The sequence below is a fragment of the Micromonospora sp. NPDC005252 genome, from assembly GCF_042872475.1.
Taxonomy (GTDB): Bacteria; Actinomycetota; Actinomycetes; order Mycobacteriales; family Micromonosporaceae; genus Micromonospora.
On the sequence record NZ_JBIAKN010000014.1, the window covers coordinates 65,256 to 89,001 of the forward strand.

Sequence of the window (23,746 nt, forward strand, 5' to 3'; positions counted from 1 at the left end):
GTCGAGTCGATCAAGCGAGCTGGTCAGCTCTGCTGGGCGTCCTTCGCGCGGGCCTTGAGCGCCCGCACCACACCGTCGCGGCCCTCGGCGACCAGTCGACGCAGCGGGCCGGGGTTGCCGTCACCGGCCAGCCACGCGTCGGTGGCCGCCACCGTGTCGTCGTCCACCAGGTACGTCGGGTACGCCAACTGGGCGAACTCCTGCGCCGGCTCGCTGTCCCGAGTGGCCCACACCTGGCCGACCGCCGCGAAGTACTTCTCCCGGTACGGGGCGACCAGCTCCACCTGCGCCGGGTGGGCGAAGCCCTGCAACAGCGCCCGGTGCCGCCAGTTCGGCAGCGCGTCCGGGCCGGTCAGCAGCGCCCACACGGCCGCCTTGTTCTCCGCCGTCGGCACCAGCGCGTGCGCGTACGCGGCCTCCCGCTCGCCGCTGGCGGTGCGGTCACCGGCCAGCTCCGCCTCGATCTCGGCGGCACCGGCCGCGCCGTTGGCCACCAGCGCCCCGAGCACCGTCCAGCGCAGCTCGGTGTCCACGGTCAGCCCGGTCGGCACGCCGGTGCCGTCCAGCCAGCCGCGCAGCGTGGCCAGGTCCTCTTCGGACCGGGCGGCCGAGGTGTACGCCCGGGCCCAGGCCAGCTGGAAACCGCTGCCCGGCTCGGCGGAGGCGAGCGCGTCCTTCGCCGTACGAGCCAGCCCCGCCCAGCCGGTGGCCGCCCACGCGGGGTCGGCGTAGAGGGTGAGCGCGGTGGTGGCCTGGCGCAGGGTGGCGGTCACCAGGTTGATGTCGGTCTCCGCGGACAGCCCGGCCAGCACCAGCGCCACGTAGTCGCGGGTCGCCAGCTCGGCGTCTCGGGTCATGTCCCACGCGGCCGTCCAGCAGAGGGCGCGGGCCAGCGACGAGTCGAAGCCGCCGATGTGCTGCACCACCGTGGCCATCGACCGGTCGTCGAGGCGCAGCTTGGTGTAGCTCAGGTCGTCGTCGTTGAGCAGCAGCACGTCGGCGGCTCGAACGCCGCGCAGGTCGGCGAGGTCGGTCCGCTCGCCGGTCACGTCCACCTCGTAGCGTTCGCGGCGGACCAGCCGTCCGTCGGTCAGGTCGTACAGGCCCACGCCGATCCGGTGGGTGCGCAGCGTCGGGTACGCCGCCGGCGCCTCCTGCCGGACGACCACCTGCTCGTAGGTGCCGTCGGCGCCGATGGTCACCTCCGGCCGCAGCGTGTTGACCTGGGCGGTCTCCAGCCACTGCGCGGCGAACTTGCGCAGCTCCCGGCCCGAGGCCGCCTCCAGCTCGGTGAGCAGGTCGTCGAAGGTGGCGTTGCCCCAGGCGTGCTTGCCGAAGTACGCCCGCAGCCCGGCCACGAACGGCTCCTCACCCACGTACGCGACGAGCTGCTTGAGCACGCTCGCGCCCTTGGCGTAGGTGATGCCGTCGAAGTTGACCTCGACGGCCTCCATGTCCGGCATCTCGGTGTAGACCGGGTGCGTGGAGGAGAGCTGGTCCTGCCGGTAGCCCCAGTTCTTCCGGATGGACAGGAACGTCGTCCACGCCTCGGTGAACCGGGTGGCGTTGGTGTTGCACCAGTGGCTGGCCCACTCGGCGAACGACTCGTTGAGCCACAGGTCGTTCCACCAGCGCATGGTGACCAGGTCGCCGAACCACATGTGGGCCAGCTCGTGCAGGATCGTGTTGGCCCGCTGCTCGTACTCGAAGTCGGTGACCTGGGAGCGGAACAGGTAGTGCGACTCGGCGTGCGTGACGCAGCCGAAGTTCTCCATCGCGCCGGCGTTGAAGTCGGGCACCCACAGCTGGTCGTACTTGGGCAGCGGGTAGCGCACGCCGAACTTCTCGTGGAAGAAGTCGAAGCCCTGCTTGGTGATGAGGAACAGATCGTCGGAGTCCAGGTACTGAGCCATCGACGCCCGGGAGAACACCCCCAGGTCGATGCCGTCGTGGCTGTCGCGCACCTCGTGGTACGGGCCGGCGCACAGCGCCGTGATGTACGTGCTCATCCGCGGCGACTCGGTGAAGTGGAGGGTCTTGAGCCCCTCGCCGGCCGGCTCCTCGCGCTGCACCGGCATGTTGGACACCACCCGCCAGTGCTCGGGGACGGTGGCGTGCCAGGTGTAGACGCTCTTCAGGTCGGGCTGGTCGAAGCAGGCGAACACGCGCTGCGCGTCGGCCGTCTCGAACTGGCTGTAGAGGTACGTCTCGCCGTCCACCGGGTCGACCGTGCGGTGCAGTCCCTGCCCGCTGTTGGAGTAGGCGAAGTCCGCGTCGACGACCAGGGTGTTCTCGCTGTCCAGCCCGGACAGGGTCAGGCCCTTCTCAGCCGACCAGTCGGACAGGTCCACCGGGGCGCCGTTCAGGGTGGCGGAGCGCACCGACTCGGCGGCCACCTCGATGAACGTGCTCGCCCCCGGTTCGGCGCAGCGGAACCGGACCTCGGTCGTCGAGGAGAACGTGCGGCCGTCGGCCGCCAGCACGGCGGTCGACAGGTCCAGACTGATGTCGTACCCGGTCACCTCGAGCAGGCGTGCCCGCTCGGTCGCCTCGACCTGCGTCAGGTTACGCACTCCCGGCACTGTTCGTCTCCATCCCACGTCTCGCCGTACGCCCGGCGGCGCCCGTCTGCCGACCGCTCGTGACGTCCGGCCCGATCCGAGTCTTCCACGTACGGGCAGCCGGCGGTGGGCGAGGTCACGCTCTCATTCGGGTGCCGGTCGATGGGCCGTGGGGTGAGGATCGAGGTGAGACGCCGGACTGCCGGCGTCACCCGTCGCGAAGGGACCTCACCGTGACCGATCGTGTCACCGCCGACATGTGGTTCGACCCGATTTGCCCGTGGGCGTGGATCACGTCCCGCTGGCTGCTGGAGGTCGAGCAGGTCCGCGAAGTGGACATCCGCTACCACGTCATGAGCCTGTCCGTGCTCAACGAGGGCAGGGACCTGCCAGAGCAGTACCGGGAACTGATGGACAACGGCTGGGGCCCGGTGCGGGTGTGCATCGCCGCCGAGCAGCGCTACGGCAGCGACGCGCTGCGCAAGCTCTACACCGCGCTGGGCACCCGCATCCACCTCGGTAAGGAGCAGCTCGGGCCGGAGCTCTACGTCGCCGCGCTGACCGAGGCCGGCCTGGACCCGGCGCTGGCCGCCGCCGCCGACAGCACCGAGTACGACGAGGCGCTGCGGGCCAGCCACGAGGCCGGCATGCGCCCCGTCGGGCAGGACGTCGGCACCCCGGTCGTCCACGCGCCCGGCCCGGACGGCAGCCCGGTCGCGTTCTTCGGCCCGGTGATCACGCCGCGCCCGAAGGGCGAGGCCGCCGGCCGGCTCTGGGACGGCGTCCTCCTGGTCGCCGGCACGCCGGGCTTCTACGAGCTGAAGCGCACCCGCGAGCAGTCCCCGATCTTCGACTGACCGCGACCGCCACGCGCCCCCGTCCGGTCCCCAGCTCGTGGGACCGGGCGGGGGCGCGCCGCGCCGGGTGGTGGGTACGCCTCGCGGTCACAGCGTCACCGCTGGGCGGGCGGCGTCGTTTCCCTCGGTGTCCGCCGCAGCGACCCGCAGGGCCGCACCCCGCAGCTCGTGGAGGCAATCCCGATGGCCAAGCACCGTGCGTCCGGTGACGATCAGTTGACCCGACAGGGGGTGATCGAGACTCCCGGCGCGGCGTACTGGTCGGTAGACGACTCCCGCTGGCCGACGGTCCGCCCCGACCTTCCCGCCCACGTGGTGGACCTGCTCGCCCCGCCCATCGTGGTCGGCGTGGCCCGGGTGCCGGTCACCTCGCGGCTGACGCCCGCACCGGTCACACCGGCGCCAGCGACGCCCGTCGTGTCGACGCCGGTGGTGCCGGTGGCGCCGGAGTCGGTCGTACCGTCGGCCGTGGAACCGGTCGTGGTGGCTGCCGCGCCGGCTGAGCCCGCCCCGCCCCCGCCGGCACCCACCGCCCCGCGTCCCGTGCCGACGCCGCCGCTGAACCCGCGACCCGTTCCGGCGCCACCCCCGGAACCGCGTCCCGTGCCGGGACCGCCGGCCGCACCCCGGCGCAACGCCATCACCGGGCCCGTCGCGAACGGCCGGCGCGGCAACGCCGGACCGGTCGTGGCCGGCCGACACCGGCGGCACAACGGCGCGTCCGGCCGCGCCGGCTGACATCACGTCCGGGCCTGGCACTTTCATCTGGTGGACGCCGCGCGGGTCCCCGTCGCCAGCGACGTCGCCGCCGGTAGCGTCAGTGGGCATGACGGTCGTACATCCGATCGCCCGGGCCTGGATCACCACTGGCGGCACCGGCGCGCAGAACTACGACGAGTTCGCCGACGACGCGGAGATCACCGCGATCATCGAGGCGAACCCGCACAGTGCCCTCGGCATCGAGATGCCGCATCGAGCCCCCGGCAGCCTGGGCAAGTCGTTCCTCGACGCGCTGCCGGACTCGGTGGCCCGCCTCGCCGAGGCCAAGGCCGACGGCAGCTACACCCCCGCCGAGCAGGTCATCGTGCTGTACCGGATCAGCGCCCCGGGCGAGGAGCCGGCGTACGGGCTGTTCGCGATGGTCGACACCGACCAGATCTCCACCCGGGCCGACGAGCCGGGCCTGGTCATCCGCAACGAGGACGTCTTCATCGCCAAGGTGCGCGAGCGAGTCGCGCTGGCCGATGCGCTGGGTCACCTGCTCTCACCCGTACTCCTGCTGCAGACCGGGAGCGGCGACGAGCTGCACGCCGCGCTCGCGGCGGCGACCGACGCGGCCGGGACGCCCGCCGCGACCGACACCGACCAGGCGGGGCGCACCCACGCCATCTGGCTGGTCGGCCCCGGCCCGGAGCAGGACGCGCTGACCGCTCTCGCCGGTGGTGGCGAGCTGGTCGTCGCCGACGGCAATCACCGCAGCCTGGCCGCCCAGACCGGCGGGTTGTCGCGCTTCCTGGCCGTGGTCACCACCCCCGCGTCGGTGGCCATCCAGCCGTACAACCGGCTGGTCAGCGAGCTGACCACCACGCCGGCCGAGCTGCTCGACCGGTTGCGCGCGGCGGGGGCCGAGGTCGAGCCCATCGACGGCCCGGTCGAGGTGCCGGCGGCCGGCGGCACCGTCCACCTCCGGCTGGCCGGCCAGGGGTACGCGGTGCGCCTGCCCGCCACCGCCGACGCCCGCCTGGAGAACCTGGATCACGCCCTGGTCGAGCGGCTGCTGCTGCGCGACGCCCTGGGGTTGGATCCGGGCGACAAACGGATCACCTACGTGGGCGGTGACTACCCGGCGAGCTGGCTCACCGAAGAGGTCGACGCCGGGCGGGCCGAGCTGGCCGTCCTCATCGCGCCGGTGACCGTGGCGGACTTCGTCGCGGTGAACCTGGCCCGGGAGAAGATGCCCCGCAAGAGCACCTGGTTCACCCCGAAGGCGCGCGGCGGCCTGGTGGTCGCCGAACTGCCGCGCTGAGTGACCATCCGCCCGACCGTGTGACGAACCCTGCTCTCCGACGCCGCCCCTGCGGCGTCGGAGAGCGCGGCCTGACAGACTGCCCGGTATGCGCGTCTACCTGGGATCCGACCACGCCGGTTTCGAGTTGAAGGTGCACCTGGCCAATCACCTGGCCAAGCAGGGGTACGACGTGGTCGACGTCGGCCCGCACAGCTACGACCCGGACGACGACTACCCGACGTTCTGCCTGCACACGGGTGACCGGGTGGTGGCCGACGAGACCTCCCTGGGGGTGGTCATCGGCGGGTCCGGCAACGGCGAGCAGATCGCCGCGAACAAGGTCGTCGGCGTACGCGCCGCGCTGGCCTGGAGCGTCGAGACGGCTCAGCTCGCCCGCCAGCACAACGACGCGAACGTCGTCGCGGTGGGCGCCCGCCAGCACACCCTGGACGAGGCCACCGGCATCGTCGAGGCGTTCCTGAACACGCCGTTCTCCGGCAACGAGCGGCACGCCCGCCGGATCATCCAGGTCGCCACGTACGAGCAGACCCGGGAACTGCCCGACCTGCCCTGACCCGGGCCGCCGCCCTCAGCGCGGCGAGCGGGGCAGCTCCTCGCGGGGCACCCAGTTGCGGCGGACGACGACCACCCGGGCCTCTGCCTCGGCAAGGTCGTCGTCGGTGGGCCGGGCGGCGTCCCGGGCCCGCAGCGCGGCGCTCAGCCCCACCTGGGACGAGCCGGAGCCAACCAGCCCCCGTAAACCCCGCTCGCCGTCGCGGTCGTCGCCGCCGGGCCCCCGACGCCGCGGCGGCGACTCCACGCCGTCGTGTACGCCGGCCGTGCTGACCGTCGAACCGTCGGCGCCGCGCCCGGCCGGGTCGGAGTCGGACTGGTGGCGCAGCCGTCGCCTGCGTCGCTCCGGATCACCCATCAGCCGACCGTACCTCGCCCGGTGTGGAATTCGGCACGTCGTGCCGGGTTCGCGCCGGACGGCGGTCGGCGACCGATTTGCCGGCTGGCTACCCTCGGATTCGGGCGGTGATCGTGCCGCCGGTCGGGTTCGCCGGCTGGCTCCTCGAATTCGGGGGTGCCGCCGGTCAGGGGGAGGACGAGATGGCAGACCAGACGCAGCCGTGGGCGGAGCGAACCGTGGAGGTCCCACCGCAGGCCGGCGTCGGGGTGCCGCCGCAGCGGGACGGGTTCCGCCGGGGTGTGGCGCCGGTGGGTCAGCCGCGTAACCCACGGACCGAACCGTTTCCGGTGGTCGAGCAGGAGCCGACCGGTACGGGCTGGCCGGGGGAGCCGGCGGCGCGCCGGCCGTTGAGCTGGCGCCTGGCCCAGTTACGTCGCGGCGGCGAGTGGAGCGCGGCGGCTGGCCTGTTCGCGTTCGTGTGCTGGGGGATCTGGGCGCTCTCCGGTGGGGGCGATCTGTCCGGCCCGCTGCTGGTGCTCGTGTTGAGCCTGCTGGTGGCGGTCGGCCTGTTCGCGCTGGCCCGGGTGATCGGTCGGTTGGTGCTGGAGCGGCAGCTCGGGCGGGTCCGACGCAGCGCGCGGGGCGCCCACCTGGCCACCGCTGTCTTCCTCGTCGGTCTCGGCGTGGCCTGGCTGCAGCAGACCGAGTGGGTCGTCTCGGCCTGGAACTGGATCACCTCGAACTGACCCGGGGCGCGCACGGGCGGGCCGGCCAGGCCGCCCGCCCGTGCGTCGGCGTCGCGCGACACCGCGACGCCGGTCGTCTCCCCACCAGGCAAGGCCGCTGCTTACCCGGCCGGCCACGGTTCATCCGTGGCCGGCCGGCGCGTCCGTCGTTCGGGTCAGCCGAGTCGACCCGGCATCCCTGCCGGGTCAGCCGGTGGCCGCCTCGGCGGCGTGGTCGCGGGCCACCCGGACCAGTTCGACCAGCCCGCCCGCGTACTCCTGGGACTCGCCGTGCGCCTCGTCGAACGGCGGCTGGAAGCCGACGCCCTCCCACTCGCCGGTGGCCGGATTCCAGCGGTCGTTGCCGACCTCGAAGTCCCAGGCGAAGATGCCCAGCTCGTAGTAGAGCTGGTCGGCCGAGTTGCCGGCGGCGGAGTAGAGCACGTCGGCGACCGGGCCGGTCTGCGACGGCCAGGTGACGGTGCCGCGCTCCTGGGCGATGGCACCGACGATGCGCCGGGCGCTGTTCAGGAACAGCGTCGACTCGTCGATCGACGGTCGGGGCAGGGTGATCCGACCGTCGGCCCGGTACGCCCCCGGCGGCCACATGAAGTACCCGCCGTAGGAGTGCACGTTCATCGCGAATTTGATGTTCGGGTGGGCCTTGGCCAGCGCGATGACGTTGCCGCTCTCCGCCTCGGACAGCTCCGCCGTGCCGGCGTAGCTGCCGGAGAGACAGTTGGCGCTGGCCCCCACGTACCCGTCGAAGTACGACCCGACGGTGTAGTTGCGGTTGACGTCGACGCCCCACGAGGTGCGGTAGCGCGGGTCGCGGGCCGGCCCGGTGCAGTGGTTGACCAGGTTCTTGCGCTGGAAGTTGTAGTCGTTGAACGAGTAGTTCGCCCCGTCCGGGTTGACCGTTGGGATGACGAAGATGTCGACCTGTTCCAGCAGCTGACGGGTGGCCGGGTCGGTACGGGCGTTGGCCAGCATCCGCTCGGCGAACTCCAGCGTCACCAGCGGGGTGGCCCATTCCCGGGCGTGTTCCTGGGAGTACGCCAGCACCCCGACCCGGGAGCCGTCGCGGTGCACGCCGAGGCGCAGCGCCTGCACCGTCCACGGCTTCGCCGGCACCTCGGTGCCCTGGAGGCCGTCGTCGAGGCGGGCCGGACCGGCGACCGGCATCGGCAGCCCGGTCGAGCCGTCCTCGACGGTGGCCCGGAACCGGTTCGCCTGCCGGGCGTTGATGGCCGCGGCGACGTCGTCGGTGGTGCTCACCGTCTTGCCGGCCGCGTCGGTGGCGAGCGTGACCGTGAGGACGCGGTCCCGGTAGCCGACGGTCAGCGGTCGGTTGGGCCGGCCCGGGTCGACCGCGCGCACCTGGACGCCGTTCATGCCCTGGTCACCGAAGCGGACCGACTCGACCACCACGGCGGAGACTGCCGGGTCACCCAGGTACGCGACGGCGTTGCGGCGGTACCCCTGGGTCTTGTTCGGCAGGTCGATGACGTCCACCAGGTCCCGGTACTGGCGGGCCAGCCGCTTGATCCGCGCCTGGATGTCCACCGGCGTCAGGTACGCGTCGATGAAGTCCTTCTGGTAGCCGGCCGGCAGCGGCGGCGGGGTGGCGTTCGGCCACAGCGCCGGCGTGACCGCCCGGCTGACCCCGCCGAGGCTGGAGGTGGCGGTCAGCTGGACCGGCCGGCTCGGCATCGGCTGGGGGAGGTTGTAGTGGTACTGGTACTCGCCCGAGTCCTCGAACCGGTAGAGCGGGAACGATCCGGTGGTGCCGTCCGCGGTCCGCCAACTGACGGTGATCTCCACGTCCGGGTCGTCGGTGGCGGTGGTGGCCACCTGCGCCTGCAGGAACGTCTGCCCACCGGTGGTCCACCAGTACGCCTGCTGCACCGCGAGGGTGTCGACCCCGACGGCGGCGGTGGTGCGCTGTCCGGTGCCCGGCGCGCGCAGCCCGGCGGCGGTACGAGCCTGCGCCGCGCGGACGCTGTCGGCGAAGTGCCGGCTGCCGTCGCCGGCCCGTTGAACGATCTGGGTGGCGGTGGCGCCCTGGGCGGTGAGGTCGGCGAGCTGCGCGCCGGTCAGCACCAGGTCGGCGAGGATCCGCCCGTCCCGCGCCCGGGGCCGGTTGGCCAGGTCGGCGCCGGTGGCGACCAACCTGTCGAGCTGGGCCTGATCGCGCAGCTGTACCCGGACCAGAGCGGTCTCGGTCGCGGCCAGGGTGATCGGTGTGGCCGCTGGGGCGGGTGCCGCCGCCGCGGAGCCGGGATGGGACAGCGCCGCGCTGATCAGGATCGCTGTGGTGGCGGCAGCCGTCCACCGTCGTCGGACGATCATGTGCCCTCCTGTGACGGACGTCGATGTGCGTGGTCCTTACACCAGTGCACGGATCGACACCTGTCAAGGGATCTCGCTCGTGGGCACCATGACGGCGGCCCCGGAGGTTAGGTTGGAGTGATCTTCCAGATTCGATGGCGTCGGTCGCTGCACCAGCGACCCGACCCGACAGCGATCGCCAGCGCGTCCGACTGCGTGGTGGTGCACGAGCGAGGCACCCGTCTCGTCTGCCTCGACCCGGTCGATGGCGCCGCCCGCTGGGACATCCCGATCGGCACCTGGCCCCGGGCGGTAGTCGTCGACGGTACGCAGTGCTGGGTGATCAGTCAGGACCGCGCCGAGCTGCGCTGCCTCGACCTGCACACCGGCGCCATCCTCTGGAGCGCCGACCTGTCCCCGTTCCCCGGTCACGTCGTGGTTGCCGGGGACCGCGTCCTGGCGGGCGGCTGGCGCGGGTACACCCGGCTCCAGGCGTACGACCGGTGGACCGGGAGCCCGCTCTGGACCGACCCGCAGCGAACGGCGACCGTGCTGCCCACTGTGGTCGGCGGGCAGGTGCTCGTCGGCGAGCCGGGCGGTACGTCCGTGCGACTGCTCGACGGGCACGACGGAGGCGAGTTGTTCCGCTGGACCCTTCCCGAGCCGCTCATAGCCGGCGACGGCCAGTGGCCGGCATTCGTCACCGCTGACGCCGACCGCGTTCTGCTGCGCTGCGGAGCGCGTACCGTCTGGCAGCTCCAGCCCGCCGCCGGCGCCTCGGGCGAATTCTTCCGGCACGACCGCGATCTGGCCCACCACGGCATCGGGGTCGCGGACGCGACGGCGTGGGTGCCGGAACTCCGGGACGGGCTCGTCGCCGTGGACCTGAAGACCGGCACCAGGCTCTGGCGGCTCGACGTGGGGTCGGACGTCGCCGGGAAAGCCGTCCGGGTCGGCGCCGGGCAGGTCGTGGCCACGAGGCGGCCGGGAATGCTGATGCTCGTCGACCACAGCGGCCGGCCCCACGCCCGAGCCCTGGTCGACAAGCAGCTCAACGGCATCCGCCGCCTCACGCCCGACCTGCTGCTCGTCCTCGGCAAGGGCACGCTCGCCGCGGTCGCCGTCACGGGTTGACGCGCAACCGGCCTCGACTCCGGCGAGTTCTTCCTTTCGCGATGCAACCCGCTGGGCCGGACCCGGCGTGACTATCTCGAATCGGGGATCGGAGGCCTGGATGAGCGATCGCGACGCGGCGTTCGCCGACTATTTCGCGGCGAGGTCGGACGCGATGCGTGGCACGGCGTACCTGCTGTGCGGCGACTGGCATCGGGCGGAGGACCTGGTGCAGACCGCGTTCGTGAAGCTCTACCTGGTCTGGAACCGCGTCTCCCGGCACGAGGTGCTCGACAACTACGTGCGGCAGATCCTGATCCGCACGTTCCTCGACGAGCGCCGCCGCGGCTGGTGGCGGCGTGAACGGGTGGGCCGCGACAACGCCGAGCAGGCGGCACCGTCCGACTCGCCGGAGACCCGTCTGGTGCTGCTGCGGGCGCTCGCCTCGGTGGCGCCGCGTCAACGGGCGGTGCTGGTTCTCCGCTACTGGGAGGACCTTTCGGTCGAGGACGTCGCGGCGCTGCTGGACTGCTCGCCGGGGACGGTGAAGAGCCAGGCGGCGCGCGGGCTGGACACGCTGCGCGGCCTCCTGGCAACCACGAACAGCGGGATCGAGATGGGGAAGTGATGAACGGAGAAGACCTGCGTGAGGCGCTGCGCCGCGAGATGGCGGACGCCGCCTCGCCACCACCATTGAGTACGGCGGCCGCGCTCGGCGCGGGACGACGCGCCCGTAGTCGCCGCCGTGCCGCCTGGGCGTGTGCCGGATCGGCGGCCGTGGTGCTGGCGGTCGCCGGCCTCGCGGCCGTGGGCACACCCCAGGGCGACGTCTACCAGCCGGCGGGCGGTCCGCAGGCCATTCCGAACCCGTCGACGTCAGACACCAAGAAGCCGTGGCCGGCCGGGCCGGACGGTCAGCCACAGGAGGACCGGACCGCCCGGGCAGGGTCGAAGTACGACCAGGGGGTACGGCTGCTCGACGAGGTCGTCTCCGTCGTGCCCGCCGGCTACACCGCGCCGGAGGACCCGGCGAACCAGTCCGCCGACCAGAGGACGCTGCGGACCCACCAGGCGCAGTTCGAGGACACGGTGAACGGCGTCGACCTGTGGAGCTACCTGACCTCGGTCGCCGTTGCCCAGGGGCCGGACACCGGGCGTGTGGTCGTCGAGGTGCACGACGCTGGCAACCAACTACCCACTGAACCCTGCGCGCTGGCCCGCCAGTTCTGGGGCATGCAGGGTGAGTGTCAGGTCGAGACCGTCGGGGAGGCGCAGGTCGGCGTGGTGGTCCGGCCGGGCGTCGACGACCGCCTCGACCAGTGGTCGGCCTACCGGCACCCGGACGGGGTGGTGGTGTTCGTCGCGCAGGGCAGGCAACTCACCGAGACCCGGCCGGAGTTGACGAAGCTGCCGTTCTCCGTGCCGCAGTTGGCGGCCCTCGCGGTCGACGAACGGTTCCACCTGAGGTGACACGGTGACCCGGCCCTGTCGGACCACCCGCCGATAACTCGGAGGCGGGCCGGGCCGCCGGTCCGGCAGCATGATCACATGACGTGGACGCCGGGGCACCGGGGAGAAACCAGCGCGGAGATGAAATCGGCGCTGGAGGCGGCAATCGCGGCGGCCGCCCAGCGTTCCGCCGCTGGCAGGAAGACCGTGGAGCACCTCGCCTTCCTGGTGACCGATGTCGCCGCCAACGCCGACCACGACCTGGGCCGGGCGGCACTGCGGGCGCTGGTTCGTTCCCCGAAAGTGGTGGCCCGGCTCGACGAACGCGCCCGCCAGGTGCCGTGGTGCCTGCCGGAGCAGTCGCCACCGCTCGTTCGGCTGGTGGCCTGTCTGACCCAACCCACTGTCAACCCGCTCGCCGTGGCGATGGCCAGTACCCACCGCGACGGACGCATCCGCGAGCGGGCGGTGGTCTCCATGCTGGATGATCCCGACCCGGATCTGGTGCCGTTTCTGGTGCTGCGCACCGGCGACTGGGTCCGGCAGGTGCGGGACCGGGCCCGCGCTGGCCTCGCGCTACTGCTGGCCGACGACCCCGCCACGTACCTTCCGGCGGCGATGCCGATGGCACTGCTGGTGGACGCCCGGTCGCGGGGCGGCTTCGCCGCCAACCAGGTCACGGCCGCGCTGCTCAGCGCGCCGCCGGCCGTACGCCGGGTGGTCGGCGCCTCCGGCTCCGCGGCCCAGCGGCGGCTGGTCTTCGAGACGGAGGTGGCGCAGCGCTGGCTGCGGATCGACGACCTGGTGGCCGTCGCGGAGTCCGATACCGACGTGCGCATCCGCTCGTTGGCGACCGAGGCCGCCTGCCGGGAAGCGGTGTGGACCGGACGGCTCCCGATCCTGCGGCGGCTCGCCCGCAGCCGCCGGCCGGACGTAGGGGCGATCGCCCTCACCGGCCTGCTGCGGCTCGGAGCGCCGGCCGAGGTGGCCACCCGTCTCGATGACACCGCGTCGCTGGTGCGGGCCATCGCCAGGGAGGCCGCTCGGCGCGTCGGCACCGACGCGCAGGCGCACTACCGGGCGGCGGTCACCGGCCCGGCGCCCACACCGGGTGCTGTCCTCGGCTTCAGCGAGAGTGCTTCGGCGGCCGACGCCCCGCTGCTGAACCGGCTCCTCACCCATCCGGTCGCGACGATCCGCGCCGCGGCCGTACGTGGCCTTCGCCAGTTCGACGCCGTCGACACCGGCCGGGTCCTGCCGTTGCTGACCGATCCCGCACCGTCGGTCGTTCGCGAGGCCACCACGGCGCTGCGACCCGTCGCGGCAACCCTGCCGGCGGAGCTGCCCTGGCAGTTGCTCACCGGAGCACGGGTGGAACTGCGGCGCGCGGGCTATCGGCTGCTCGGCACGGGAGGTGTACCCGTGCGGTTGCGTGCCGCCCTGATCCTGGCCGTCGACCCCGATCCGGGGCTGTCCCAACGCGGTCGTGCCGACGTGACCGGGCTCGTGCGAGACGCCAGCCGTACGACCTGGCGCCGCACGCCGCTGCCCTCTCTCGATGTGACGACGGACCAGCATGCGGACCTTCTCGTGCTGGCCCGGCGCGCGGCGCCCGCCCTCGGGGAGGAGGTCAGCGATCTGCTCGCCGCCTGGCTCACGAGGTCTCCTTAGGCGCGCGCTTCAACCGGCCACGGTCGGGGTGGGGTCCGTCTTCATCGGCGGCAGGGCGCGGTGCTACCGGCCCGGCACAGGGGCGGCCAGAGCATGCAACGGCCCGCAAGATCAGGGCGGAACGTGGCCGACCGGCCCAGGATAGGGGGAGGCAGCCTCTGGCCTGGGCCGGAGGTTGTTGGAGCGGGCGACGGGAATCGAACCCGCACCGTCAGTTTGGAAGGACGAAGATCACCGCACCGAAATGCTCGAATCGCCTGCTCGTGGCAGGGGGACGCGTCACGGCTCGTGCCCGCTCGTGCCCGTCCGGGGCACCCGCTACTGGCACGTGGCTCGGCGGAGGGTAAGTGCGCTTCAACCGAGAAACCGCGGTGCCGGCTAGCTATCCGATCGGAAAGAGGGTTGCGTGGCTGCGCGGGCATTGCCAGCAGGCAACACCGCCGACGAGAGCCGCGGTGGGAGGATGGCTGTGGCCGGACAAACATCCGGGCCAGGTGGTGTCGTGGCCCTCATCGAACTCCTTTTCCTGCAGCAGGTCGGCCAGCTCGACGACGGCATGCTCCAGGTCGTGGGTCGGACGCAGGCTTCCCAGGATGCCCTCCCGCGCTCGCCCCCGCCTACCGAAATGCACGTGTAGGGCGTCGAGGGCGTCCAGGTCCACGCCCAGCGGCTGCACGACGGCGCCGCGCCGGGCGAAGTCTTGCGCCACCCGGCGCACCGCGCGCTCGTAACACTCGAGCGCGCCGAGCACCAGCTCGTCGTAGTCGTCGGCATCCGGCATCCCGCCAAGCTACTGCTGGGCGCCAAGCGTCGGCGTTTCGGCAACGTCCGCAAGCTGCCGTCTGCCCGGTGGCAGGCTCGCTATCTCGGCCCGGACGGCGTCATGCGGACCGCCCCACAGACGTTCGCCACGGAGCGTCTGGCCGAGAAGTGGCTGACGCTGGTGGAGTCGGAGATCATGCGGGGGGAGTGAGTGCCTCCGGAGGCGGGGGAGATCCTGCTGTCCAACTACGGGGACCGCCGGATCAGGGAGCGGCGTCTCGCCCCGCGTACCCGCGAGCTCTACGAGTATCTGTTCGCCCTGCACATCGCCCTGCACATCGCGCCGCACCTGGGCCGCCTCGCCCTGGCCGCCTTCAAGCCGGCCACCATCCGGAGTTGGCGCGGAAAGCTGCTCGGCGGCGGGACTCCGGAGCCGCAGGCGGTCAAGGCGTACTGCCTGCTCCGGGCGATCCTCAACACGGCTGTGCGAGAGGACGAGATCCTTCGGCAGAACCCGTGCCGGATCAAGGGCTACGACCGGTACCACACCCCCGGAGCGGCCCACCGCAACGATCGCTCAGGTCTACGCGCTGGCCGACGCCATGCCGGCCCGCTTCGCTGCGCTGATCGTCGTGGCCGCGCTCTCAGGTCTGCGGTGGGGAGAGCTGGCTGCCCTGCGACGCTGCGACGTCGAGCTGGACGCGGCGACCGTGCGGGTGCCTCGCAAGCTGGCGGCGTTGAAGGACCGTCTGGAATTCGGGCCACCCAAGTCCGCCGCTGGGGTTCGCGTTGTCGCCCTGCCGGCAGCTGCGGTTGAGTCCCTGCGCGAGCACCTGGCCGCGCATGTCGAAGAAGGCCCTGACGCGCTGATCTTCACGGGTGCGAAGGGTGCACCGCTGCGTTCCGGAAACTTCGGGCGGGCCGTCAAGTGGACCAAAACGGTCGACTCGGTGGGCCTGGCTGGCTTTCACTTTCACGACCTGCGGCACACCGGCAACACCCTTGCCGCCGCCTCCGGGGCCAGCACGCGAGAGCTGATGCACCGCCTGGGACACGCGACCATGCGGGCGGCTCTGATCTACCAACACGCCACCAGCGAGCGGGACCGCGAGATCGCCCAGGCGATGGACCGCCGCATCGCCGGACGTGTCCGCCGCCGGCCGTGAATGGCACGCGGATGGCACGCAAGATCCGAAGTAGGGGAGAAGCGAACGGCCCAGGTGCCGCGATCATGCGGTCCACCTGGGCCTTCGTGGTTGGAGCGGGCGACGGGAATCGAACCCGCACCGTCAGTTTGGAAGACTGAAGCTCTGCCATTGAGCTACGCCCGCGCTCCGCCCCGCCGAAACGGGACGCGCCGACAGCGTACCCAATGCCCGTGTCCGGTGCGCAGCCGCGCCACCGCCCCGCGGCGTCGCGGGACACGAGCGTCGTGTGTCGACCGCCCAAGATCCGCACCACTTCGGGGAAATGGCGGTGTCCCGGCTCGCGGATACCCCCACATCCCCGAAGTCGTGCGGATCTTGACGTCGGGCGCGGGCGCGCGGGGCACAAGGTGCGGCCTTTGGGGGATATGTCCGGGTGGGGGACGCCCCGGCACCGCCTGAGGCGCGGCGACGGCATAGACTGCACGTCGCCACGGGGTGTGGCGCAGCTTGGTAGCGCACTCGCTTTGGGAGCGAGGGGCCGTGGGTTCAAATCCCGCCACCCCGACTGTCGTGCGCGTCCGGGTCGCCCCGGGCGCTGCGGGCCGGCCCCGCCGGCTCGCCTACACTCGATGGGCCAATCGAAGGCCCAGAATCAAAACCAAGATCCGTCAAGGAGTACGCCTGTGAAGAGCACCGTCGAGACTCTGAGCCCGACGCGCGTGCGGCTCGCCATCGAGGTGCCGTTCGTCGAGCTCGAGCCGAGCCTCAAGAAGGCGTACCGGGAGATCGGTTCGCAGGTCCAGGTCCCGGGCTTCCGCCGGGGCAAGGTGCCGACCGCGGTGATCGACCAGCGGGTGGGCCGGGGCACCGTCCTCAACGAGGCGGTCCAGGACGCCATCCCGGAGAACATCCTCGCCGCGGTGCGCGAGCACGACCTGAAGACGCTGGGACGTCCCGAGGTCGAGATCACCGAGTTCAACGACGGTGACTCGCTGAACTTCACCGCCGAGGTCGACGTCCGTCCGGAGATCACGCTGCCCGACGCGAGCACCATCGAGGTGACCGTCGACGAGCTGCAGATCGACGAGAGCGAGATCGACGAGCAGGTGAAGAACCTGCGCGAGCGGTTCGCCACCCTCAAGACCGTCGAGCGCGCCGCCGCCGAGGGCGACTACGTGCAGATCGACCTGAACGCCACCGTCGACGGCGAGGACGTGCCGGGCGGCCAGGCCAGCAACATCTCCCACGAGGTGGGCAGCAAGCAGCTCCTGCCGGGGCTGGACGAGGCCGTGGTCGGTCTCGCCGCCGGCGACAGCACCACCTTCACCACCCAGCTGGTCGGCGGCGACTTCGCCGGCCGGGACGCCGACGTGGCGGTGACCGTGCGCACGGTCAAGGAGAAGGAGCTGCCGGAGCTGAACGACGAGTTCGCCCAGATGGCCAGCGAGTTCGACACGATCGAGGAGCTGCGCGGCGACCTGCGGGCGCGGGTCACGCAGGGCAAGCAGGTCGAGCAGATCTACGCGGCCCGGGACAAGGCGCTGGCGCAGCTGGTCGAGGCCGCCGAGGTGCCGGCGCCGGAGGGTGTCGTCCGCGAGGAGGTCGCGAGCCGCAAGCAGGCGATGGTCGACCAGCTGGAGCGGATCGGCGCCTCGCTTGAGGAGTACCTGGCGGCCGAGGAGAAGACCGAGGAGCAGATCGACGCCGAGCTGACCGAGGCGGCGACCGAGGGCGTCAAGGTGCAGCTCCTGCTGGACACGCTGGCCGACGCCGAGGACGTGCAGGTCTCCGACGACGAGTTCGGGCACGAGATCGTGCACCGGGCGCAGCGCGCCGGGATGGCCCCGCAGCAGTACTACGACCAGCTGGTGCGCTCCGGCGCGGCCGCCGCGGTCTTCGGTGACGTGCGGCGGGGCAAGGCGCTCGCGGCCGTCATGGAGCGGATCACGATCAAGGACTCGGCCGGCAACGAGGTCACCCTGGACGCGCTGCGCGCCGCCAACGAGGCGGAGCACAACCACGAGCACTGATCGTCGGGTGCGGCCGCCGTCCGCCGCTGCGCGGTGCACGGCGGCCGAATCCTTTCCGGGGTACGCCCGGACGCCCGCGCCGCGGGTGCGCCTGACACAGCTGCGCTGAGAGCGAACAGTGCCCCGACCGGGGCTCTGCCGCCCCGTACAGCGGTTAGTGTCGGGAAAGACGGTACGGAGAGCGAAGGGCTGCCATGACCGACATGCACATCCCCAAGAAGTCGCTCCGGGCGATTGACGCGCGCGGTGGCGACTCCATTGGCAACCTCGACGACTCGGTCTACAACCGGTTGCTCAAGGAACGCATCATCTTCCTGGGCAGTGAGGTGACCGACCAGGTCGCCAACCGCATCTGCGCGCAGCTGCTGCTGCTCGCCGCGGAGGACCCGGACCGCGACATCAACCTGTGGATCAACTCGCCGGGTGGCTCGGTCTACTCCGGCATGGCGATCTACGACACCATGCAGTTCATCGACAACGACGTGTCGACAGTGGCGATGGGCATGGCTGCCTCGATGGGTCAGCTGCTGCTCTGCGCGGGCACCAAGGGCAAGCGTTACGCCCTGCCGCACGCTCGGATCATGATGCATCAGCCGTCCGGTGGTCTGGGCGGCACGGCGTCCGACATCGCCATCCAGGCGGAGCAGATGCTCTACACGAAGCGGATGTTCCAGGAGCGCGTCGCCCACCACACCGGCCAGAGCCAGTCGCAGATCGAGGCCGACTCGGACCGGGACCGTTGGTTCACCGCCCAGGAGGCCATGGACTACGGCTTCATCGACAAGGTGATCATCGGGGCCGCTCAGGTTCCGGATGGCGCCGGGACCCTGAGCTGAGGAGCTGACGATGACCGATCTGAGCTTGCCGCCCCAGTTCGCGGCCGTGCACAACCGCTACGTGCTGCCGTCGTTCGTCGAGCGCACGTCGTACGGGGTCAAGGAGTCGAACCCGTACAACAAGCTCTTCGAGGACCGGATCATCTTCCTCGGTGTCCAGGTGGACGACGCGTCGGCCAACGACGTGATGGCCCAGCTGCTGACGCTGGAGGGCACCGACCCGGACCGCGACATCATCATGTACATCAACTCGCCGGGTGGCTCGTTCACCGCGATGACGGCGATCTACGACACCATGCAGTACGTCCGTCCGGACATCTCGACGGTCTGCCTCGGGCAGGCCGCCAGCGCGGCGGCGGTGCTGCTGTCGGCGGGTACGCCGGGTAAGCGGATGGCCCTGCCGAACTCGCGGATCATCATCCACCAGCCGGCCACCGAGGGTGGCTACGGGCAGGGCTCGGACATCGAGATCCAGGCTCGGGAGATCCTGCGGATGCGGACGCAGTTGGAGGACATGCTGTCCCGCCACTGCAACCGCCCGATCGAGCAGGTCCGCAAGGACATCGACCGTGACAAGATCATGACGGCCGAGGAGTCCAAGGAGTACGGGCTGGTGGACACGATCCTGACCAGCCGCAAGAAGGGTCTGCTGGCTGCCAACGCGGCCAGCTGAGTCAGTACCGGGTCAGGGGTTGGCCGGGGCGTTGGTTCCCGGCCGACCTCTGACACACCCGTTTTGGGGGTCGGAGAATGTCCCGCCAGCGGGTAACGTCGGGTCCGTACCGCTTCGCCGGTTGGGCCGGTGTGGCGAACCAAGCCGGGCGGCGCGCAGCGTCCGCAGGTCAGGGCCGGGTCTCCGGCCGATGAGTGCAGGGAGAACGTAGGTGGCACGGATCGGTGACGGCGGCGACCTACTGAAATGCTCCTTCTGCGGCAAGTCGCAGAAGCAGGTGAAGAAGCTCATCGCGGGCCCTGGGGTCTACATCTGCGACGAGTGCATCGATCTCTGTAACGAGATCATCGAAGAGGAGTTGGCCGAGTCCGGCGAGGTGAAGTGGGAAGAGCTTCCCAAGCCGATGGAGATCTGCCAGTTCCTCGACAACTACGTCGTCGGGCAGGATCAGGCCAAGAAGGCGCTCGCGGTAGCGGTCTACAACCACTACAAGCGCATCCAGGCCGAGGCGGCCGGCGCGCCGGGCTCCGGCAGTGACGCGGTCGAGCTGGCCAAGTCCAACATCCTGCTGCTCGGGCCGACCGGGTGCGGCAAGACCCACCTGGCGCAGACGCTCGCCCGGATGTTGAACGTCCCGTTCGCCATAGCCGACGCCACGGCGCTGACCGAGGCGGGCTACGTCGGTGAGGATGTGGAGAACATCCTCCTCAAGCTGATCCAGGCCGCGGACTATGACATCAAGCGCGCCGAGACCGGCATCATCTACATCGACGAGGTCGACAAGATCGCCCGCAAGTCGGAGAATCCGTCGATCACACGGGACGTCTCCGGCGAGGGTGTGCAGCAGGCGCTGCTCAAGATGCTGGAAGGCACGGTGGCCAACGTGCCGCCGCAGGGTGGTCGTAAGCACCCGCACCAGGAGTTCATCCAGATCGACACCACAAACGTGCTGTTCATCTGTGGTGGTGCGTTCGCCGGTCTGGATCAGATCATCGAGTCCCGCACCGGCCAGGGCGGCACCGGTTTCGGCGCACGGCTCCGGTCGGTGTCCGACCGGTCGACCGATGACATCTTCAGCCAGGTCATGCCGGAAGACATGCTCAAGTTCGGCCTGATCCCCGAGTTCGTCGGCCGGCTCCCGGTGATCACCAATGTGCGCAGCCTGGACCGCAGCGCCCTGGTGCGCATCCTCACCGAGCCGCGCAACGCGCTGGTCCGGCAGTACCAGCGGCTCTTCGAGCTGGACGGGGTCGAGCTGGAGTTCGACGAGCCGGCGTTGGAGGCGATCGCCGACCAGGCGATGCTGCGGGGCACGGGTGCCCGTGGTCTGCGGGCCATCATCGAGGAGGTTCTGCTCTCCGCGATGTTCGAGGTCCCGAGCAACCCCGACGCCGCCCGGGTGCTGATCACCCGCGAGGTGGTCCTGGAGAACGTCAACCCGACAATCGTTCCGCGCGAGTTCACCGGGCGTCGGGCCCGGCGGGACCGCGAGGAGAAGTCCGCCTGATCTTCCGCGCGTCCACGCCGGCCGTTCGCTACTGACGCGGCCGGCGTGACCGTGTTCGGCGGTCCCACTCGCCCGACGGGGTGACCGTCACCATCATCAGCCGGGCCGGTTCCGCGGCGTCGTTGCGGTAGCCGTGCTCCCGGTCGGCGTGGAACTCGATCGTGTCACCGGCCCGGACGGCGTGATCCTGCCCATCGACGTGGACGACCACCGCGCCGGCGAGGACGTGCAGCACCTCGCGGGTGCCGCGCGGGTGGTCGGAGGAGCGGTGTCCTTCCCCCGGCTCCAGCCGCCAGTCCCAGAGCTCGACCAGGTCGGGCTCGCCCAGCCCGCTCAGCAGGTGGCCGGTGCCGCCGTGTTCCCCGTGCCAGAGCACGGGCGCCTCGGCCGTGGAGCTGATCCGCACCGTCCGCTCCTCGTCCGGCTCGACCAGTCGGGCGATGTTGACGCCGAACGCGTCAGCGACCCGGCACAGCGTGCCGACGCTGGGGTTGGTGCGGGCGCTCTCGATCTGCACGAGCATCGCCTTGCTCACCCCGGAGCGGCCGGCCAGTTCCTCGAAGGACCAGCCCCGGGCGGCGCGCAGTTCCCGTACCTGCCGGGCGACGGCGGCGGTCACCGCGGCCACCCGGCCACGTGTGTCGGTCATCAAACTATCCTTCACGGTCACTATTGTGGTACGACAGTGGCATGCTACCCATTCTCCTGGCCGCGGTGTCCGCGATTGCCTTCGGCACCGCCGACTTCTCCGGCGGCAAGGCGTCCCGCCGGGCGGACCCGATCGCGGTGACCGTGGTCTCCCAACTGCTGAGCGTCCCCCTGCTGGTCGCTCTGGTGCTGGTGGTGCCCGGGACCCCGAACCTCGCCGACATCGCCTGGGGGCTGTTCGCCGGGGTGGCCGGCGCTGGCGGCGTCATGCTGCTCTACCGGGCGCTCGCCGGCGGAATGATGGCCGTGGTGGCGCCGGTCACCGCGATCACCGCCGCGGTGGTGCCGATCGTCGCCGGCCTGTTCACGTCGAGCTTCCCCGGCGCGTTGGCGCTCACCGGCGCCGGCCTCGCCGTGGTGGCGATCGCCCTGGTCAGCCTGGGTGAAGGGGGCCGCGGTCCGGGCGCTCCCGCGCGGCTGGTGGGTCTGGCCCTCGCTGCCGGCGCGCTCTTCGGCGTCTTCTTCACACTGCTCGGCCAGGCCAGCGAGAGTGCCGGCATGTGGCCGGTGGCGGCGGTCCGGGCCAGCTCGATCGCCTTCGGCCTGATCCTCGCCGCCGGCACCGGGGTGCGGCTCCGGCTCGACCGGCGGGTGCTGGGTTGGGCGGCCGTCGCCGGTCTGCTCGACAGCGCCGCCAACGCGCTCTTCATGGCCGCCGCCGCGCGTGGTCATCTCAGCATCGTGGCGGCGATCGCCGCGCTCTACCCCGCCAGCACGGTGCTGCTCGCGCTCGCCGTCGACCGGGAACGCCTACGGCCGGTCCAGATCGCCGGCCTCGGGTTCGCCGCGGGGGCGCTGGTGCTGGCCAGCATCTGACGCTGTCCGCGCCGGCCGTCCCGGCCGTACTCTGGGCCTATGCGCGTCGCCGTCTGCCAGCTCAACGCCCGGGATGACCGCAAGGCCAACCTGGCCGCCGCGGAGGTGCTGCTGGAACGCGCCGCCGACGGCGGGGCGGACCTCGCCATCCTTCCGGAGTACGTGGACTATCTCGGCCCCGCGGCCGGCCTGCCCGAACCGGAGCCGGTCGACGGCGAGGTGGGCAGCTTCTTCGCGGGGGTCGCCCGGCGGCTGGGCATGTGGGTGCTGGCCGGGTCGTTCCACGAGGCCGGCCCGGACCCGGAGCACACCTGGAACACGTCGCTGGTCTTCGACCGTGCCGGCAGCCTGGCCGCGAGCTACCGCAAGATCCATTTGTACGACGTGGAGATCCCGGGCCGGGTCTCCTACCGGGAGTCGGCGAGCGTCGCGCCCGGCGTCCAACCCGTCGTCGTGGACGTTGAGGGTCTCCGGGTCGGGCTGTCGATCTGCTACGACCTGCGCTTCCCGGAGCTGTACCGGCGGCTCGCCACCGAGGGCGGCGCCCAACTGCTGGTGGTGCCGGCGGCGTTCATGCTGCACACCGGGCGGGACCACTGGGAGGTCCTGTTGCGGGCCCGCGCCATCGAGAACCAGTGTTTCGTGGCGGCAGCCGGTCAGACGGGCGACCACGAGCCCGGCCGCACGTGCTTCGGGCGCAGCATGGTGGTCGACCCGTGGGGGACGGTCCTCACGCAACTGCCGGACGGCCCCGGCGTTGCCGTCGCCGACCTGGACCTCGCCCGCCTCGCTGCCATCCGGGCCGAGCTGCCCAGCCTGGCCAACCGCCGGCTCTGAGCGCTCAGCCCTCCAACAGGACGCCGATCGTCGCGAAGCCGGCGATGACCACGGCGGTGACCAGCAGAGCGGTTGTCATCCGGGATCTGCCCCGACGGGCCAGCCGTCCCACCGAGAGCACGAGGACCACGAGCACGACCGCGCCGATCACCAGTTGCCAGAACGGCAGGAGGACGCCGAGCAGCGCTTCCTCGGCAAACACCGTGGCGCCCAGCCCGGACTCATCCATGCCTGACACTCTGGCACGCCGACGCGCGCGGCGTCGCCGACCGCGGGGTGCAGACCGCGCCGATCCGCTCGACCAAACCAGTGATGAACCCTGATTTGCCTTCTCCCGGCGGTCCGCGTAACTTTCTCTCTGCACGGGGGAGGCCGGACAAACCGGCCGAGAACGGGCACCGGGCTCGTGGCGGAAACGCCGAGCGAGACCGAGGATCGGGCGGTGCGGGACACCCCGGCAACGGGGTTGCGAACGCGAAGCCGACCGGGTAGAGTTCTGAAGCCGGCAGGAGCCGGGCGGAGAGCCGCGAAGCGGTGATCGGCCGGTCTGCGGCTTTCCACGACAGAAACGACCGCCGGGTACGGCGTGCGTCATCGTGGGTCCGGACGAACCAGATTGATCGCCTCGGATACGAGGTTGACAACGAAAGTTCGACCAAGTAGGTTTGAGCGGTTGCCCCGAAACGGGGTTCCACGGAATGTGGAGCTTCTGATCGGTGTGTGGTTGTTCTTTGAGAACTCAACAGGGTGCTTGTAAAGCCAGTGCCAATTATGATTTATACCCCGGATTGGTCGAGCCTT

The 23,746-nt window shown here is 71.3% G+C and carries 22 protein-coding genes and 2 tRNA genes; 17 read left to right on the forward strand and 7 right to left on the reverse strand.

All coding sequences use genetic code 11. The features are described 5' to 3' along the window. Positions 1-23: 23 nt before the first annotated feature. Positions 24-2,573: an aminopeptidase N gene (gene pepN, locus ACFYPH_RS27745; protein WP_363941900.1), complete on the reverse strand. Its 2,550-nt coding sequence runs from the start codon at positions 2,571-2,573 to the stop codon at positions 24-26. 221 nt (positions 2,574-2,794) lie between these two features. On the opposite strand from pepN, the gene ACFYPH_RS27750 reads away from it, so the two are divergent. The 4 genes from ACFYPH_RS27750 to ACFYPH_RS27765 all read left to right on the forward strand — a co-directional run bounded on the left by ACFYPH_RS27750 (position 2,795) and on the right by ACFYPH_RS27765 (position 6,000). Continuing rightward, positions 2,795-3,418, forward strand: a complete 624-nt coding sequence (locus ACFYPH_RS27750) for a disulfide bond formation protein DsbA (RefSeq protein ID WP_354860576.1) — start codon at positions 2,795-2,797, stop codon at positions 3,416-3,418. A gap of 183 nt (positions 3,419-3,601) precedes the next feature. Beyond that, positions 3,602-4,156 (forward strand): hypothetical protein, encoded by a 555-nt coding sequence (locus ACFYPH_RS27755; protein WP_355137805.1) that lies wholly within the window; start codon positions 3,602-3,604, stop codon positions 4,154-4,156. A gap of 88 nt (positions 4,157-4,244) precedes the next feature. Next, positions 4,245-5,444: a DUF1015 family protein gene (locus ACFYPH_RS27760; protein WP_354860572.1), complete on the forward strand. Its 1,200-nt coding sequence runs from the start codon at positions 4,245-4,247 to the stop codon at positions 5,442-5,444. Positions 5,445-5,532: 88 nt separating this feature from the next. Further along, complete coding sequence (locus ACFYPH_RS27765; protein WP_354861770.1) at positions 5,533-6,000, forward strand: ribose-5-phosphate isomerase; 468 nt, start codon at positions 5,533-5,535, stop codon at positions 5,998-6,000. 15 nt (positions 6,001-6,015) lie between these two features. Here the strand turns inward: ACFYPH_RS27765 and ACFYPH_RS27770 are convergent, their stop codons facing one another. Then, positions 6,016-6,357 carry a hypothetical protein gene (locus ACFYPH_RS27770; protein WP_355066199.1) on the reverse strand — a complete coding sequence of 114 codons (342 nt, stop codon included), beginning with the start codon at positions 6,355-6,357 and terminating at the stop codon, positions 6,016-6,018. A 182-nt stretch (positions 6,358-6,539) separates the two neighbouring features. Between ACFYPH_RS27770 and ACFYPH_RS27775 the strand changes: the two genes are divergently transcribed. Then, positions 6,540-7,085, forward strand: coding sequence for a hypothetical protein (locus tag ACFYPH_RS27775; protein ID WP_387185869.1), 546 nt, complete (start codon positions 6,540-6,542; stop codon positions 7,083-7,085). Positions 7,086-7,271: 186 nt separating this feature from the next. On the opposite strand, the gene ACFYPH_RS27780 is transcribed toward ACFYPH_RS27775, so the two are convergent. Next, positions 7,272-9,416 carry a M14 family zinc carboxypeptidase gene (locus ACFYPH_RS27780; protein WP_387185873.1) on the reverse strand — a complete coding sequence of 715 codons (2,145 nt, stop codon included), beginning with the start codon at positions 9,414-9,416 and terminating at the stop codon, positions 7,272-7,274. A 117-nt stretch (positions 9,417-9,533) separates the two neighbouring features. Here ACFYPH_RS27780 and ACFYPH_RS27785 point away from each other — a divergent pair, with 117 nt between their 5' ends. The 4 genes from ACFYPH_RS27785 (at position 9,534) to ACFYPH_RS27800 (ending at position 13,628) form a co-directional block, all read left to right on the forward strand. Beyond that, entirely contained in the window at positions 9,534-10,529 is a 996-nt protein-coding gene (locus tag ACFYPH_RS27785; RefSeq protein ID WP_387185876.1) for a PQQ-binding-like beta-propeller repeat protein, read from the forward strand. A gap of 100 nt (positions 10,530-10,629) precedes the next feature. After that, positions 10,630-11,136 carry a SigE family RNA polymerase sigma factor gene (locus ACFYPH_RS27790; RefSeq protein WP_387185878.1) on the forward strand — a complete coding sequence of 169 codons (507 nt, stop codon included), beginning with the start codon at positions 10,630-10,632 and terminating at the stop codon, positions 11,134-11,136. Beyond that, positions 11,136-11,978, forward strand: coding sequence for a hypothetical protein (locus tag ACFYPH_RS27795; RefSeq protein ID WP_387185881.1), 843 nt, complete (start codon positions 11,136-11,138; stop codon positions 11,976-11,978). The genes ACFYPH_RS27790 and ACFYPH_RS27795 overlap by 1 nt, the downstream gene beginning before the upstream one ends. Positions 11,979-12,056: 78 nt before the next feature. Then, positions 12,057-13,628 (forward strand): hypothetical protein, encoded by a 1,572-nt coding sequence (locus ACFYPH_RS27800; protein ID WP_387185884.1) that lies wholly within the window; start codon positions 12,057-12,059, stop codon positions 13,626-13,628. 382 nt (positions 13,629-14,010) lie between these two features. On the opposite strand, the gene ACFYPH_RS27805 is transcribed toward ACFYPH_RS27800, so the two are convergent. Next, positions 14,011-14,409, reverse strand: a complete 399-nt coding sequence (locus ACFYPH_RS27805; RefSeq protein WP_387185887.1) for a hypothetical protein — start codon at positions 14,407-14,409, stop codon at positions 14,011-14,013. Positions 14,410-14,992: 583 nt separating this feature from the next. On the opposite strand from ACFYPH_RS27805, the gene ACFYPH_RS27810 reads away from it, so the two are divergent. Further along, positions 14,993-15,556 (forward strand): tyrosine-type recombinase/integrase, encoded by a 564-nt coding sequence (locus ACFYPH_RS27810; protein ID WP_387185889.1) that lies wholly within the window; start codon positions 14,993-14,995, stop codon positions 15,554-15,556. 91 nt (positions 15,557-15,647) lie between these two features. On the opposite strand, the gene ACFYPH_RS27815 is transcribed toward ACFYPH_RS27810, so the two are convergent. Then, positions 15,648-15,721, reverse strand: a tRNA-Gly gene (locus tag ACFYPH_RS27815). Positions 15,722-16,029: 308 nt separating this feature from the next. Between ACFYPH_RS27815 and ACFYPH_RS27820 the strand changes: the two genes are divergently transcribed. The 5 genes from ACFYPH_RS27820 to clpX all read left to right on the forward strand — a co-directional run bounded on the left by ACFYPH_RS27820 (position 16,030) and on the right by clpX (position 20,584). Next, positions 16,030-16,103 (forward strand) — tRNA-Pro (locus tag ACFYPH_RS27820). A gap of 118 nt (positions 16,104-16,221) precedes the next feature. Further along, the gene (tig, locus tag ACFYPH_RS27825) at positions 16,222-17,568 is read left to right on the forward strand and encodes a trigger factor (RefSeq protein WP_354861756.1); all 1,347 of its coding nucleotides are present in this window, start codon (positions 16,222-16,224) and stop codon (positions 17,566-17,568) included. A 194-nt stretch (positions 17,569-17,762) separates the two neighbouring features. Continuing rightward, complete coding sequence (locus ACFYPH_RS27830) at positions 17,763-18,404, forward strand: ATP-dependent Clp protease proteolytic subunit (RefSeq protein WP_007464111.1); 642 nt, start codon at positions 17,763-17,765, stop codon at positions 18,402-18,404. Positions 18,405-18,414: 10 nt separating this feature from the next. Then, the gene (locus ACFYPH_RS27835; RefSeq protein ID WP_121652300.1) at positions 18,415-19,077 is read left to right on the forward strand and encodes an ATP-dependent Clp protease proteolytic subunit; all 663 of its coding nucleotides are present in this window, start codon (positions 18,415-18,417) and stop codon (positions 19,075-19,077) included. 211 nt (positions 19,078-19,288) lie between these two features. Continuing rightward, the gene (gene clpX, locus ACFYPH_RS27840) at positions 19,289-20,584 is read left to right on the forward strand and encodes an ATP-dependent Clp protease ATP-binding subunit ClpX (RefSeq protein WP_139588132.1); all 1,296 of its coding nucleotides are present in this window, start codon (positions 19,289-19,291) and stop codon (positions 20,582-20,584) included. Positions 20,585-20,612: 28 nt separating this feature from the next. On the opposite strand, the gene ACFYPH_RS27845 is transcribed toward clpX, so the two are convergent. Next, entirely contained in the window at positions 20,613-21,233 is a 621-nt protein-coding gene (locus ACFYPH_RS27845; RefSeq protein WP_387185892.1) for a helix-turn-helix domain-containing protein, read from the reverse strand. A gap of 41 nt (positions 21,234-21,274) precedes the next feature. Here ACFYPH_RS27845 and ACFYPH_RS27850 point away from each other — a divergent pair, with 41 nt between their 5' ends. Continuing rightward, entirely contained in the window at positions 21,275-22,108 is an 834-nt protein-coding gene (locus ACFYPH_RS27850) for an EamA family transporter (RefSeq protein ID WP_387185895.1), read from the forward strand. 39 nt (positions 22,109-22,147) lie between these two features. Beyond that, entirely contained in the window at positions 22,148-22,945 is a 798-nt protein-coding gene (locus ACFYPH_RS27855; RefSeq protein WP_387185898.1) for a carbon-nitrogen hydrolase family protein, read from the forward strand. 4 nt (positions 22,946-22,949) lie between these two features. On the opposite strand, the gene ACFYPH_RS27860 is transcribed toward ACFYPH_RS27855, so the two are convergent. After that, positions 22,950-23,174, reverse strand: a complete 225-nt coding sequence (locus tag ACFYPH_RS27860; RefSeq protein ID WP_354861749.1) for a hypothetical protein — start codon at positions 23,172-23,174, stop codon at positions 22,950-22,952. Positions 23,175-23,746 lie beyond the last annotated feature (572 nt).

Bases quoted from the DNA above. Each gene is read 5' to 3' on its own strand.
- ACFYPH_RS27755 (WP_355137805.1), top strand. From the start codon at position 3,602: ATGGCCAAGCACCGTGCGTCCGGTGACGATCAGTTGACCCGACAGGGG.
- ACFYPH_RS27760 (WP_354860572.1), top strand. From the start codon at position 4,245: ATGACGGTCGTACATCCGATCGCCCGGGCCTGGATCACCACTGGCGGC.
- ACFYPH_RS27765 (WP_354861770.1), top strand. From the start codon at position 5,533: ATGCGCGTCTACCTGGGATCCGACCACGCCGGTTTCGAGTTGAAGGTG.
- ACFYPH_RS27770 (WP_355066199.1), bottom strand. From the start codon at position 6,357: ATGGGTGATCCGGAGCGACGCAGGCGACGGCTGCGCCACCAGTCCGAC.
- ACFYPH_RS27775 (WP_387185869.1), top strand. From the start codon at position 6,540: ATGGCAGACCAGACGCAGCCGTGGGCGGAGCGAACCGTGGAGGTCCCA.
- ACFYPH_RS27780 (WP_387185873.1), bottom strand. From the start codon at position 9,416: ATGATCGTCCGACGACGGTGGACGGCTGCCGCCACCACAGCGATCCTG.
- ACFYPH_RS27790 (WP_387185878.1), top strand. From the start codon at position 10,630: ATGAGCGATCGCGACGCGGCGTTCGCCGACTATTTCGCGGCGAGGTCG.
- ACFYPH_RS27795 (WP_387185881.1), top strand. From the start codon at position 11,136: ATGAACGGAGAAGACCTGCGTGAGGCGCTGCGCCGCGAGATGGCGGAC.
- ACFYPH_RS27800 (WP_387185884.1), top strand. From the start codon at position 12,057: ATGACGTGGACGCCGGGGCACCGGGGAGAAACCAGCGCGGAGATGAAA.
- ACFYPH_RS27805 (WP_387185887.1), bottom strand. From the start codon at position 14,409: ATGCCGGATGCCGACGACTACGACGAGCTGGTGCTCGGCGCGCTCGAG.
- ACFYPH_RS27810 (WP_387185889.1), top strand. From the start codon at position 14,993: ATGCCGGCCCGCTTCGCTGCGCTGATCGTCGTGGCCGCGCTCTCAGGT.
- ACFYPH_RS27830 (WP_007464111.1), top strand. From the start codon at position 17,763: ATGACCGACATGCACATCCCCAAGAAGTCGCTCCGGGCGATTGACGCG.
- ACFYPH_RS27835 (WP_121652300.1), top strand. From the start codon at position 18,415: ATGACCGATCTGAGCTTGCCGCCCCAGTTCGCGGCCGTGCACAACCGC.
- ACFYPH_RS27845 (WP_387185892.1), bottom strand. From the start codon at position 21,233: ATGACCGACACACGTGGCCGGGTGGCCGCGGTGACCGCCGCCGTCGCC.
- ACFYPH_RS27850 (WP_387185895.1), top strand. From the start codon at position 21,275: ATGCTACCCATTCTCCTGGCCGCGGTGTCCGCGATTGCCTTCGGCACC.
- ACFYPH_RS27855 (WP_387185898.1), top strand. From the start codon at position 22,148: ATGCGCGTCGCCGTCTGCCAGCTCAACGCCCGGGATGACCGCAAGGCC.
- ACFYPH_RS27860 (WP_354861749.1), bottom strand. From the start codon at position 23,174: ATGGATGAGTCCGGGCTGGGCGCCACGGTGTTTGCCGAGGAAGCGCTG.